This window comes from Streptomyces sp. A18 (assembly GCF_059026065.1).
The window spans coordinates 57,427-70,311 of sequence record NZ_JBWLKL010000030.1; the positions used below are offsets into that span (position 1 = coordinate 57,427).

The 12,885-nt window shown below is 69.5% G+C and carries 10 protein-coding genes; 3 read left to right on the forward strand and 7 right to left on the reverse strand.

The genetic code is table 11. The annotated features are described in order from the left end of the window. Positions 1-466: 466 nt before the first annotated feature. The gene (locus AC5P1C_RS32655) at positions 467-1,453 is read right to left on the reverse strand and encodes an alpha/beta fold hydrolase (protein WP_493869565.1); all 987 of its coding nucleotides are present in this window, start codon (positions 1,451-1,453) and stop codon (positions 467-469) included. A 415-nt stretch (positions 1,454-1,868) separates the two neighbouring features. Here AC5P1C_RS32655 and AC5P1C_RS32660 point away from each other — a divergent pair, with 415 nt between their 5' ends. Next, positions 1,869-5,381, forward strand: coding sequence for a ThuA domain-containing protein (locus tag AC5P1C_RS32660; protein ID WP_493869566.1), 3,513 nt, complete (start codon positions 1,869-1,871; stop codon positions 5,379-5,381). A gap of 70 nt (positions 5,382-5,451) precedes the next feature. Next, the gene (locus tag AC5P1C_RS32665) at positions 5,452-6,270 is read left to right on the forward strand and encodes a sugar phosphate isomerase/epimerase family protein (protein WP_493869596.1); all 819 of its coding nucleotides are present in this window, start codon (positions 5,452-5,454) and stop codon (positions 6,268-6,270) included. On the opposite strand, the gene AC5P1C_RS32670 is transcribed toward AC5P1C_RS32665, so the two are convergent. The 5 genes from AC5P1C_RS32670 to AC5P1C_RS32690 all read right to left on the reverse strand — a co-directional run bounded on the left by AC5P1C_RS32670 (position 6,246) and on the right by AC5P1C_RS32690 (position 10,314). Beyond that, complete coding sequence (locus AC5P1C_RS32670; protein WP_493869597.1) at positions 6,246-6,806, reverse strand: GNAT family N-acetyltransferase; 561 nt, start codon at positions 6,804-6,806, stop codon at positions 6,246-6,248. The two genes, AC5P1C_RS32665 and AC5P1C_RS32670, sit on opposite strands and share 25 nt — an antisense overlap. A gap of 26 nt (positions 6,807-6,832) precedes the next feature. After that, on the reverse strand, positions 6,833-7,396 hold the full coding sequence (locus AC5P1C_RS32675; RefSeq protein WP_493869567.1) for a helix-turn-helix domain-containing protein: 564 nt from the start codon (positions 7,394-7,396) through the stop codon (positions 6,833-6,835). Positions 7,397-7,457: 61 nt separating this feature from the next. Continuing rightward, a complete protein-coding gene (locus AC5P1C_RS32680; RefSeq protein WP_493869568.1) occupies positions 7,458-8,267 on the reverse strand; it encodes an ABC transporter ATP-binding protein in 810 nt (269 codons plus the stop codon). Positions 8,268-8,323: 56 nt separating this feature from the next. After that, on the reverse strand, positions 8,324-9,352 hold the full coding sequence (locus tag AC5P1C_RS32685) for an ABC transporter substrate-binding protein (RefSeq protein ID WP_493869598.1): 1,029 nt from the start codon (positions 9,350-9,352) through the stop codon (positions 8,324-8,326). An 80-nt stretch (positions 9,353-9,432) separates the two neighbouring features. Beyond that, positions 9,433-10,314: an ABC transporter permease gene (locus tag AC5P1C_RS32690; protein ID WP_493869569.1), complete on the reverse strand. Its 882-nt coding sequence runs from the start codon at positions 10,312-10,314 to the stop codon at positions 9,433-9,435. A 387-nt stretch (positions 10,315-10,701) separates the two neighbouring features. Between AC5P1C_RS32690 and AC5P1C_RS32695 the strand changes: the two genes are divergently transcribed. Continuing rightward, a complete protein-coding gene (locus AC5P1C_RS32695; protein WP_493869599.1) occupies positions 10,702-11,709 on the forward strand; it encodes a LacI family DNA-binding transcriptional regulator in 1,008 nt (335 codons plus the stop codon). A 181-nt stretch (positions 11,710-11,890) separates the two neighbouring features. Here the strand turns inward: AC5P1C_RS32695 and AC5P1C_RS32700 are convergent, their stop codons facing one another. Next, positions 11,891-12,820 carry a LysR family transcriptional regulator gene (locus AC5P1C_RS32700; protein WP_493869570.1) on the reverse strand — a complete coding sequence of 310 codons (930 nt, stop codon included), beginning with the start codon at positions 12,818-12,820 and terminating at the stop codon, positions 11,891-11,893. Positions 12,821-12,885 lie beyond the last annotated feature (65 nt).

The following is a 12,885-nucleotide window of genomic DNA, read 5'->3' on the forward strand; positions in this document are numbered from 1 at the left end:
GGCCCGCCGCGGTACGGCAAGGAGGAGGGATCAGGTCGCGAGAGCCCAGATCGTCGGGTGGCCCGACATGGCGTCCGTCGTGGTTCGACCCTCGCACTGCTCACAGACGGCATGCTGCACACAAGTCCGCGGTTGTGCCGGTTCGCCCTGCGCCCTGCGTGCGGTCAACCAGACCGCGATATAGGCAGGCCCGGTCGTGATCACGGCTACGACTATCTCGGTGAATGCCATCGGTCTCACCCCCAGGCACGCTGTGCTGACGTGTCCCAATCACCATAGAGGTGGGAGGTGTTGACGGGGAGCAGATCGGCGAGGAGCGGCAACTGAGGCCGAATCAGAGCCTGTGCATGGCCGGATGCGGCGGCCGATGCGCGCCGCTCCTCCCTTCAGGACGGCCACCGGGCGGCCCCCGACGCGGCGACCGCCCGGCCTTCCACCACGGCGACCGGGGCCGGTTCGGCGCGCTTCACAGCACCCGCTTGTCCAGCCAGTTCCTCAGGTCCTCCTGGACCTCGTCCCTGTTGGTCTCGTTGAGGATCTCGTGGCGTGCCCCCTCATACCCCCGCCAGGTGAGGTCGTCCAGGCCCACGTACCGGTAGTCCTCCAGGAGTTCGTGGACCAGCGTCATGCCCTGGTTGCAGGGGTCCTCGGTGCCCACGGCGATGTGGACGGGCAGGTCCGCCGGGACCCGGGCCAGGTTCCGCGGGTCGTTCATCTTGCGCACGGCCCGCACCCAGTCCAGGCAGAGCCCGGCCGAGAAGGGGAATCCGCAGCGCTCGTCCGCCACGTACACGTCGACCTCGGCCTCGTCGCGGGAAAGCCACTCGAAGCCGGTGCGGTGGGGGTACGGGTCGTTGAAGGCGGCGAAGAGTTCGGGGAGGTAGGAGGAGAGCGACTCGCGGCCGTCATCGGCGATCTCGCGCTCCAGACGGATGATCGACTCCTCGATCCCGACGCCGGGCAGGGAGCGGAAGGTCCCGGAGAGGATCAGGCCCGCGAGGCCGTCCGGGTACTCCTGGGCGTAGTCCCTGGCCAGGTGCGAGCCCATGCTGTGGCCGAGCAGGAAGACCGGGGTTCCGGGATGCAGGGTGCGCACCTGGTCGCCGATCGCCTTGAGGTCGTCGACCATGGCGCGCCAGCTGTCGGAGGCCTCCGCATCCGAAGGTGCGTCGGCGGACGTGCCCGTCACCCCGAACCCACCGGTCGCCTGCGCCGTCGCGCCATGGCCCCGGTGGTCGGAGGCGAGCACCCCATAGCCGTGTGCCGTCAGGTGGCGTGCGAACCGGTCGTAGCGCAGGCCGTGTTCGCCCGCGCCGTGCGCGATCTGCACGAAGGCGCGCGGCCGGGCGCCATCGGGCAGCCAGGTGTACGTGGCGACGGGTACGCCGTCCGCCGCGTTCACGAGACCGGCGGTGTACGCGGCGGGGGCGGGCGTCGAGGCGTGGTCAGACATTGCGGAAGGCTCCCCTGTACGGATTCGGTTCCTGTGCACCGTCTACGGATTCTGGGTCCGGATTCGGTTCCTGTGCACGGTGTACGGCTTCGGTTCCATGTGCGACGTCGGTACGGCTTCGGTTCCATGTGAGGTCGGTACGGCTTCATCTCCTGGTCCTGAAACCCTCCCCCACACACGCGACCTCATACCAGCGCCCCGCGCCGACTGTGCCTACCCACTCCTCACGCCAGGCCCTTCCGACCCATTGACCCCCCGTCAGAGCGGAACCTACGCTGAACAACGCGCAGGAGAAAGCGCTTTCTAACTCACGCACCCCGCGTACCCGCACACCGCATCCCGCACACCGCGCCACTCGCACTCACCGCACACCCGGCTACCGGCAGCCGTCCACCCGCCCAGCCCAGGGAGCGCCATGAGTTCCACGAGTTCCACCGCGCCCAGACGCGGCCCCGTCCAGCCGAGACCGGGACGCACCACACCGAGTCCGCTGCTCGCGATCATCGCCCTGCTGGCCCTGGTCATCGGCCTCGGCCTGACCGCGACACCCCGCGCGCAAGCAGAGGCCAAGGCCGACCCCTTCCGCGTCCTGGTCTTCTCCAAGGTCACGAACTTCCCCCACGAATCAATCCCCGCGGGCGTCGAGGCCATCAAGAAGCTCGGCACCGAGAACGGCTTCGAAGTGGAGGCCACGGACGACGCCGGCGCCTTCACCGACGCCAATCTCGCCCGCTTCCAGGCCATCGTCTTCAACAACACCAACTCGACGCCGGAGAAGGGCGACCTGCTCGACGCCGAGCAGCGCGCGGCCTTCCAGAAGTACGTCCGCGGGGGCGGCGGCTGGGTCGGACTGCACGCGGCATCGGCGAGCGAGCGGGACTGGACCTGGTACGAGGGCCTGGTCGGCGCGATCTTCGACAAGCACCCGGAGGTGCAGACCGGCCGGGTCAAGGTGCTCGACCACGCGCACCCCTCCACCAAGGGGCTTCCGGAGCTCTGGGAGCGCACGGAGGAGTGGTACAACTGGCGCACCAATCCGACCGGGAAGGTGCACACGCTCGCGCAGGTCAAGGTCCGCGACGGCGTCACCGGGCTCGACGAGGGCGTCGACCAGCCGTGGTCCTGGTGCCAGAACTATGACGGCGGCCGCTCCTGGTACACGGCGGGCGGGCACGACAAGTCGGCCTTCCAGGAAGAAGGCTTCCTCAAGCACATCCTCGGCGGCATCGAGTGGGCCGCGGGCAGCAAGCCCGGCGACTGCACCGCCACCAGGACCGGCGCCTTCCAGCGCACGCCGCTCGCCACGAACGACCTGGCCGACCCCTTCGAGCTCGCCGTCGCCCCCGACCGTCGGGTGTTCTTCATCCAGCGCACCGGGAAGCTGAAGATCATCGACCAGGAGTCGCTGAAGGTCTCCACGGCGCTCGACCTCGACTACACCCCCGAGATGACGAGCCAGTCGGACGGACTGCTCGGCCTCGCGCTCGACCCGAAGTTCCAGGACAACCACTGGGTCTATCTCCTGAACTCCGACAAGACCGAGAAACGCATCAATCTCTCCCGCTTCACCGAAGCGGAAGGAAAGGTCGATCCGGCGTCCGAGAAGCGCCTGTTGACCATTCCCACATTCCGTGGCGAAGGCCGGGCGAACTCGCACATGGCGGGCTCGATCGCCTTCGACAAGAAGGGTGACCTGTACATCGCCACGGGCGACAACACCGACCCCTTCGCCTCCGACGGATTCAGCCCGATCGACGAGCGCGAAGGCCGCCGCGCCTGGGACGCGCAGGGAACCTCCGGCAATACGAACGACCTGCGGGGCAAGGTCCTGCGTGTCACGCCCAAGGACGACGGGACGTATTCCGTGCCCGAGGGGAACCTCTTCGCGCCGGGGACGGACAAGACCCGCTCCGAGATCTACGCGATGGGCATGCGCAACCCCTTCCGCATCACCACCGACCCGCTGAGCGGTGCGCTGCTCATGGCCGACTACGGCCCCGACGCGAAGGCGGCCGTCGCCGATCGTGGCCCGGAGGGGACGGTCGAGTACAACCGCATCACGAAGGCGGGCAATTACGGCTGGCCCTACTGCGTCGGCAACAACACCCCGTTCAACGACTACGACTTCGCGACGAAGAAGTCGGCGGCGAAATTCGACTGCGCGAAGATCGTGAACGATTCGCCGAACAACACGGGTCTGCGCGAACTCCCCCCGGCACAGCCCGCGAAGGTCTGGTACGCCTACTCCGCTTCCGAGCAGTTCCCCGAACTCGGCACGGGTGGCGGCGGCCCGATGAGCGGCCCCGTCTACGACTACAAGGCCGACAACGCGTACAAGACCAAGTTCCCCGAGTACTTCGAGGGGAAGTGGTTCAACTACGAGCTGACGCGGCAGTGGTTCAAGGTCTTCTCGATGCAGGAGAAGGACCAGACGTTCACCGATCCGCGCTTCGATCCCGCCAAGGCGGGCGACCTGAATTCGATCAACTCCATTTTCCCGGACATGAAATGGAACCAGCCCTTCGACGCCGACTTCGGTCCTGACGGCGCGATGTACGTCATCGACTTCGGTCTTGGCAGCGGCACGGGCCGAGGCGGCAGCAACGAAGGCGCGGGCATCTACCGCATCGACTACGTGGCGGACGGCCGGCTGCCGGACGCCCGCATCAAGGCCACCCCGGACAACGGCGGGTCCCCGCTCGAGGTGAAGTTCTCCAGCGAGGGCTCGGGGCTGCCTGGCGACAAGCCGGTCACGTACGCGTGGGACTTCGACGGCAACGGCACGACCGACTCGACCGAGGCGAACCCCACGCACACCTACACGAAGAAGGGACAATTCAGCGCGCGTCTGAAGGTGACGGGTCCGGACGAGCTGAGCGGTCTGGCCGTGCAGGAGATCACCGTCGGGAACACCCGTCCCGTGGTGACGATCCAACAGCCTCCCCACGGGGGGACGTTCAGCTTCGGGGACACCATCCCGTTCAAGATCAAGGTGACGGACAAGGAGGACGGGAAGATCGACTGCAAGCGGGTCGTCGTCCAGTCCCAGCTCGGCCACGACACCCATCTGCATCCGCTGGACAACTACACCGGCTGCGCGGGCGAGATCGTGACGGACGCGGGCGACAGCCATGGCGCCGGTCAGAATCTCTACTACGGGATCACGGCCCAGTACGAGGACGAGGGAGCATCCGGGGCGCCGGCCCTGACGGGTTCGTCCTCGCTGACCCTGCGGACCTCCTACCGCGAGGGCGAGCACCGCACCGCAACCGGCGGCGCACACGACGGCGCGACCATCGGTGACCGCGCGGACGCCTCCGGCGGCAAGCGGCTCATCGAGATCGAGGACGGCGACTGGGTCTCCTTCGACCCGGTGAACCTCAAGGGCGTCGAATCCGTGACGGTGGGCGCGTCCTCGGGCGGGCTCGGCGGTGACATCGAGTTCCGCGCCGGGTCTCCCACGGGCAAGCTGCTCGGCAAGGTGAGCGTCAAGAACACGGGTGGCTGGGGCAATTTCATCTCACCGACCACGGCGCTGGCGGCCCATGACGGCACGACGAAGCTGTACGCCGTCTTCACCAACCCCGAGTGGACCCCCGAGAAGGAGGATCTCCTCTCGGTCGACTGGCTGCACTTCAACGGCCCCGGAGTCGAGAAGAAGGCCGGCGCGAAGGTGACGCCCAAGGCGGCACCTGCCGACGGCACGGCGCCCCTCGCCGTCAAGCTCACGAGCACGGTGAAGCTCCCCGAGGGCCGCACCGCGGCCTCGTACCACTGGGACTTCGGCGACAACGCCAAGCCCTCCGGCACGGAGAGCGGCAGCGCCGAGCACACGTACGCGCGCGCGGGGACGTACACGGCGCATCTGACCGTCACCGACGACAAGGGCGACACGACGACCGGCGCGGTCCGGATCACGGCGAAGTGAGGGGACAGCCATGTCAGCCATGAAGAGAACCGGTCTGAACGGGACCAGACGAGCCTTTCTCGGTACGTCGATGGGGCTCGCGGCAGCACTCGGTACCGCACTGCCCGCGCGCGCGGGTGACACGTCACGGTGCCGGCGCATCCCGCGCGGCGGCATCGGTATGCACCTCTACACGATGCGCAATGCCCTCGCGCAGGACTTCGCGGGCACGCTGGAGCAGCTCGCCGACATCGGCTACGCGACCGTGGGCGTGAGCGGGCGGCACGGGAACAGCGCGGCCGACATCCGGCGGATGCTCGACGCGGTTGATCTGAAGGCGGTCCTCGAACACGTCGCGTACGACACGCTCAAGGGCCCTGGCCTGGCCCAGGCGTTGGAGGATCTGCACACCCTCGGCGCGAAGTGGCCTGTGGTGCCGAGCCTACCCGGCGCGCTGCACACACCCGACGGATTCCGGGAAGCGGCAAGGGAGTTCAACCGCATCGGGCGGGCTTCGCGCGACGCGGGCCTCGGCCCGGTGCTCTTCCACAACCACGGATCGGACCATGTGGTGGTGGACGGCACGAGCCTCTACGACATCCTCGTCAAGGAGACCGACCCGCATCTGGTCGGCTTCGAACTGGACGTCTACTGGGCGGCGAAGGGCGGCGCGGATCCCGCGACGTACTTCGTGCGGCATCGACGGCGGTTCCCCGCGCTCCATGTGAAGGACATGGCTCCGGACGGCGGCTTCGCCGACGTCGGCTCGGGGACCCTTGACTTCGCCGCGATGTTCGACCGGGCGCGCGAGGGCGGCGTCAAGCAGTGGCTGGTGGAGCACGACAGCCCCAGTGATCCGTTCGCCACGGCACGCAACAGTTACGCCTACCTGGCGGCGCTGCGGTACTGACGTGCCGGGTCCGGCTGGGGCGCGCCCGAACCGGCGACCTTCTTGAAGAAGAGGGTCGTCGGTTGGAGCGCCCCGGCCGGATCTGCCGCGTAGTCCGGAATGATCCCGGCGGCCGTCCAACCCCCGGACCGGTAGAGGGACTCGGCGGCGCTCCCGGTCTCGGTGTCCAGGACCAGGAGGGTCACGCCCGCGTCGGCCGCGGCCTGTTCCGCGGTGGCCAGGAGGGCGCGGGCGAGGCCCTGTCCGCGCGCGGAGCCGTGGACCATCAGTTTGAGGATCTCGGCGCGGTGCCTGCCGTTGGGCTTGTCCACGAAGCCGACGCTGACGGTGCCGGTGACCCGCTCGGCGTCGCGCGCGACCCAGACGGCGAGGCGTCCTTCCGCCACCGCCGGGGCGAGGCCCCGCCACCATGCGGCGGCTGCCGCCCTGTCGAGGGGCGCGAGGAAGCCGAGGGAGGAGCCGCCCTCCACGACGTCGGCGAGAAGAGCGCCCAAGTCATCCGCGCCCTCGCCGAGTTGATCGGCGGTGAGACGCATCAGCGTCCCGCTCACCTGCTCGGCCGTCATCGCGCGACCACCACCAGGGCGTACCGCGTGGCCTGCTCCCCCACGCACCGGAACCGCGTCGTCCCCCACAGCCGGAAGCGCAGGCAGTCCCCGGCGTCCAGGGCGTGCGGCTCGCCCTGGACGGTCACCTCCAGCGTCCCGTCGAGCACCCAGATGTGCTGTTCGATGCCGGGTACGGGAGGCCGGTCGTACGCGACGTCCGCGCCCGGTTCCAGGCAGCCCTCGACGAGTTCGCCGCGCAGCCCGGCCTGCGGGGGCGAGACCGAGCGCCGCACGAAGCCGGACGCGCTGTCCGTCCACACGCTCTGCTCGGCCGCGCGCACCAGCTGCGCGGGCTCGGCCTCCACCTCGCTCAGGAGCTGCGACATGGTGCGCCCGTACACGGCGCAGAGCCGGTTCAGGAGCGACGCGGTGGGGCTGATCTCCGCGCGCTCTGCGCGGGACAGGGTGGAGCGGCTCACGCCGCTGAGGTCCGCCAATTCGCCCAGGGACCAGCCGCGTTCCGCGCGCAGCTCGGCGAGGCGGGCGGCGAGGCGGTCATCGACACCATCGTGTTCCATATTCGGCACAGTATCCCGAATATGAAACGCGCGGCAATCGCCGACTACTGTGGCTCACCCCTCACTCGTGCGCGGACACCGCCCCGAGCAGCTCACGGATGCGCGCGGTGGCGTCGCGGAACTCGGCTGTCGCCAGCGTCGTGGCGTACGAACGCTCGGCGGGGAGGCCGACGTCGATGATCTCCTCCACCGTGCCGGGGCGTGGGCTCATCACGACGACGCGGTCCGCGAGATAGACGGCCTCCGGGATCGAGTGGGTCACCAGGAGGACCGTGGTTCCGGTCTCGCGCCAGATCCGGTTCAGCTCGACGTTCATCTGCTCACGCGTGAGGGCGTCGAGCGCTCCGAAGGGCTCGTCCATGAGCAGCACCGGCGGCTCGTGCAGGAGGGCCCGGCAGAGTGCGACGCGCTGCTGCATGCCGCCGGACAGCTCGTGCGGATAGGCGTCCTCGAAGCCGCCGAGTCCGGTCATGCGGATCAGTTCGTCGGCACGCGCGCGTGCCTCGGCGCCGGGGATGCCGCGCATCTCCGCCTGGAGCAGGATGTTGCGGCGTGCCGACCGCCAGTCCAGGAGCGCGGCACGCTGGAAGACATAGCCGATGTCGCGGCGCGGACCGCGCACCCGCTCGCCACTCAGGAGCACGTCACCCGACGAGGGCGCGAGCAGGCCGGCGACGAGCTTCAGGAGGGTGGACTTACCACAGCCCGAAGGCCCCACGATCGCCACGAACTCGCCCGCGCCGACGTTCAGGGAGACGTCCCGCAACGCGGTGACGTCCTTCTTCTTCGTACGGAAGCGGACGGCGACGTCATCGAGGCGTACCGCGGTCGGCCTCGCCTCTCCCGCCGGCGCGCGCGGTTCGTCGCTCATCTTGGGAGTCGCGTCTTTCTTGAGAGTCGCATCCTTCGTCATTCCCCTGCCGCCCCTCAGCCCTTGATCCCCTTGGCCGCGTCCCAGTACTCCGCGACGGGCTTGGCCTCCTTGACCATGCCCGCCTCCGAGAAGACGTCGATGGTCTGCTGCCAGTCCGCCTCGGTGTTGGCGCCCGGTGCCTTCCCCTCAGTGGCGTCGGTGTGCAGCAGGGTCAGCGTCGTCTTGAACTGCTCGGACAGCACCTCCTTGGGCGGCAGTTGCCCGGACGCGCCCTCCATCGAGTCGACCGCGGGCTCCGGGCTCTTCTCGGCGGCGGCCCACGATTCGCTGACGGCGGCGGTCATGCGCTTGGCCAGATCGCCCTTGCCCTGAAGGGTCTTGGGTCCCGCGATGAGGCCGTTGGAGTAGAAGTTGAGGCCGTTCTCGGAGAAGCGCAGGTACGAGACGCCCTTCTTGGCCTTGTTCTGCATGGTGGGGCCCTGATCGCTCGCGTACCCGAGGAGCGCGTCCGTCTTTCCGGAGATCACCGCGGCGATCTTGCCCGCCGGGTCGGTGTTCTGGACCTTGACGTCCGAGAGCTCCATGTCGTTCTTCGCCAGGAAGATCGGGAAGGTCTTGGTGAGCGCGTCGCCCGCCGTGCCCGCGATCGTCTTGCCCTTCAGGTCGGCGGGCGACTTGATGCCCTGGGCCTCGAAGAACTGCACGGAGGCGGGCGTCGTCTGCAGGAAGACCCCGAGGCTCTTCACCTTGACACCCTGGTCGACGCCGGCGAGCACGGCCGGTGTGTCCGCCCAGCCGAAGTCGGTCTGCCCCGCGCCGGTGGCCTGCACGGTCTTCTGCGAGCCCTGGCCCGCCCTGATGTCCAGGTCGATGCCGTGCTTCTCGAAGATCTTCTCCTGCTTGCCGTAGTAGAACGGCGCGTGTTCGCCGTACGGGTACCAGTTGAGCGTCAGCGTCACCTTGTCGAGCTTCTTGCCGGAGTCACTGGTGCTCGTCTTGTCGTCATCGCCGCCGCAGGCCGTCGCGGTCACCGCGACGAGGGCCATGGGGACGAGGCCGGTGAACAGTCTGCGCGCGTGCATGGGACGGCCCTTCTCGCGTACGACGGACATGGCTGGGGCGGGGCGGATCGTGGCGGGCGGATCGTGGCGGGGCGGAGGGGTCAGTACGACGTGGTGGCCGCCACGTCCCTGCGGCTTGCGTGCCACGGCAGGAGCAGCTTCTCGGCGATCTCGACGAGTACGAAGAGGACGACGCCGATCAGCGACATGACGAGGAGCCCCGCGAAGAGCATCGGGGTGTCGAGGTTTCCGTTCGCCTGGAGGATCACATAGCCCAGACCTTCGTTCGCCCCGACGAACTCGCCGACGACGGCTCCGGTGACGGCGAGCGTCACGGCCACCTTGAGGCCGGAGAAGAGGTGCGGCAGCGACGCCGGGAAGCGGATCTTGAGGAAGGTCTGCCAGGGCCGCGCGCCCATGGTGGCGGAGAGTTGGAGCATCTCCGGGTCGACGGCCTTCAACCCGGTCACCATCGAGATGACGACGGGGAAGAAGGCGATCAGAACAGCGATGAGGATCTTCGGCGCGATGCCGAAGCCGAGCCAGACGACGAACAGCGGGGCGATCGCGATCTTCGGCACGACCTGGGCGAAGAGGAGGATCGGGTAGAGAGTCTTCTCGACGGTCGTCGAGTAGACCATGAGGACCGCGGAGAGGATCCCGACGGCCACGGCGATGATGAAGCCGAGCAGGGTCTCGTAGGTGGTGACCCAGCTGTGCTGCCACAGGTAGTCGGGCTTGTCGAGGATGACGTCGAGGGTCGCGCCGGGCGAGGGCACGAGGTACGCCTCGACCATCTCGGTGGCGGCGATCAGCCACCAGGCCCCGAAGCAGACGAGCAGCAGGACGAGCGGACGCCAGCTCTTCTCGGCCGCCTCGGCGGTACGTTGGCGCAGCGTCGGGCGGCTGCGATCGGCAACGCCCGCCGTTTTCACGGGAGTTGCCTGCAGTGCGCTCTGGCTCACGGTGAACTCCCCTGGCATTCAGCGAACTTCGGAGTCAGTTGCGGAGCGTTGGTGGTGCGGGAAGGTGCGGAAACCGCTTTCAGAAAGCGCTTTCTGGTAAGGTGTTCGCCACGCTAATGACTGGCTGACCGCAGGGTCAATAGGTCGGCTCGAAGTTTCGCGGCGCGAGACGAAGGGGGCGCGGTGCGGGCGCTTGGGCGCGAGCAGGAACCGGGGACAGGGCGGGCGTCGGGGCGCACGTCGGGGCGGACCCGGGGGGAGGATCCCGTCACCGGGGAGGCCTCCGGGAAGCAACTCCCCGGAGACCTCCCCGAACCCGGAAGCCGGCAGCAGCCCGCGTCGGCGGCGGCCCGCGAGCGGCAAGCGACGGCCGGGCGTGGGCGCGAGCACGGCCCCCATGTCACCCTGCACGCGGTGGCCCGTACCGCCGGGGTCTCCGCGGCCACCGCGTCACGGGCCCTGAACGGCACGACCCGCGTCCGCGAGGACCTGCGGCGCCGGGTGCTCGAAGCGGCGGACCAGTTGGGCTACATCCCCAACGCCCATGCGCAGGCGCTCGCCAGCTCCTCGAACAACACCGTCGGCGTCATCTGCCACGACGTCGGCGACCCCTACTTCGCGGCGATCGCGAGCGGCGTGATGGCGGCGGCGGCCGAGCAGGATCTCCTCGTCATGCTGGCGAGCACCTTTCGCGCTCCGGCACGGGAGATCGCGTACGTCTCGATGCTGCGGGCGCAGCGGGCGCGCGCGATCCTGCTCATCGGCTCGGGCTTCCAAGACCCCGCGTGGGAAAGGTCGTTGGAGTCGGAGCTCGCTCCCTACATACGTGACGGGGGCCGCGTCGCGGTGGTCAGCAGGCACCGCAGCCTGCGCGTGGACACGGTGCAGCCCGAGAATCGCGCGGGGGCGGGCGCCCTGGCGCGGGCCCTACTGACCCTGGGGCACCGGGAGTTCGCCGTACTCACCGGTCCCGAACGGCTCACCACGGTGGCGGACCGCCTGGCCGGGTTCCGCGCCGCGCTGTCGGACGCGGGGATCGCCCTCCCCACGGAGCGGGTCGTGGAGGGCGCCTTCACCCGTGACGGGGGCCATGCGGCCGCGGTCGAACTGCTGCGGCGTGGGCAGCGGCCGACGTGCGTCTTCGCGGTGACGGACGTGATGGCCGTGGGGGCGCTGGGAGCGCTGCGGGAGCGGGGGCTCCGGGTGCCGGAGGATGTGTCGCTCGCGGGCTTCGACGACATTCCCCTGGTCGGAGAGCTCACGCCACCGCTGACCACGGTGGCGCTGCCGCTGACGCAGATGGGACGCGACGTACTCGCCCTCGCCCTTCGCGAGCGCGGCGCGCGGTCAAGGGTGGAGCGGGTGCACGGCGAGGTGGTCCTACGGGCCAGCACGGGGCGGCCTTCGACGTGAGGGCGGCGGCTGCGGCTGCGGCTTTCGGCGTGGGGACGGCGGCTGCGGCTGGCTGGCTGGCTGGCTGGCTGGCTGGCTGGCTGCGGGGCGACTACCACTGCGGACACCGGCACCGCAGGCAGCACCCCACCGCTGCGGCTGCGGCGACCACCACCGCAGCAGCAGACAGCCCCCTAAACCCTCACTCCCGCCCAACCACCCGATCCCCCGGCACCATGGGCTCGGAAGTAGACGCCCTGCGCAGGTGCTCGGCCAGTGCTTCCGTTGCCGGGGATGCGGGGCCCGGTGTCGCGCCCCACGCCAGGAGGTGGTGGCGTTGGGCCCAGGGGTCCTGGAGGGCGCATACGTCCAGGGGTTGGGTCGGGTCGATCGCGCGGCGCGGGACGATCGCCAGACCGACGCCCGCCGCGGCCAGCGCCAGCAGGACGTTGAGGTTGGCGACCGTGGTGCGGTGGCGGACCACCGGCGCGTGCGGGCCGATGTGCCTCTCGATCCAGCGGCGCAGCGACGCGTCGGGGTCGAGCCCGACCAAGGGGTGCTCGGCGGCCTCACTGTAGGTCACAGACGTACGTCCCGCGAGGATTCCGCCGGCCTGGCCGACCACCACGAGGGAGTCGTCGCCCAGGGGTTCCATGACCAGACCGCAGTCGCGCGCCTCGTCGTCGAGGACGACCCCGAGGTCCGCCTCTCCGTCGGCCAGCATCCGCACGATCTGCGGGGTGCGGTTCTCGGACACCCGGACGTCGATGTCCGGGTGCGCCCGGAGGAACGAGACCAGGGCCCGCGGCACGAGCCGGTGCACGGCGGAGCCGCCGCCCAGCAGGGTCAGGGGCGCGGTCGGGGATCTCGTATAGCTCGCGACCGCGCTCTCCAGGCGCACGGTCTGCGCGAGGACCTCGCGCGCGTGCCGGGCGAGTGTGGTCCCGGCCGGAGTGGGGCGCACTCCCCTCCGGCCGCGGATCAGCAGGGACACACCCGCCTGTTGTTCGAGGGAACGGACCCGGGCGCTGGCCGACGGCAGGCTCAGGTGCATCCGGCGGGCACCTGCCGTGATCGACCCCTCCGTGACGATGTCGAGGAAGAGCCGGAGATCGTCGAGGTCATAGCGCACCCCATCAGCCTATGGCACAGCCTTAGGCTGGGTACACCGATAACGCATTGTGGGCCCACCGGCCA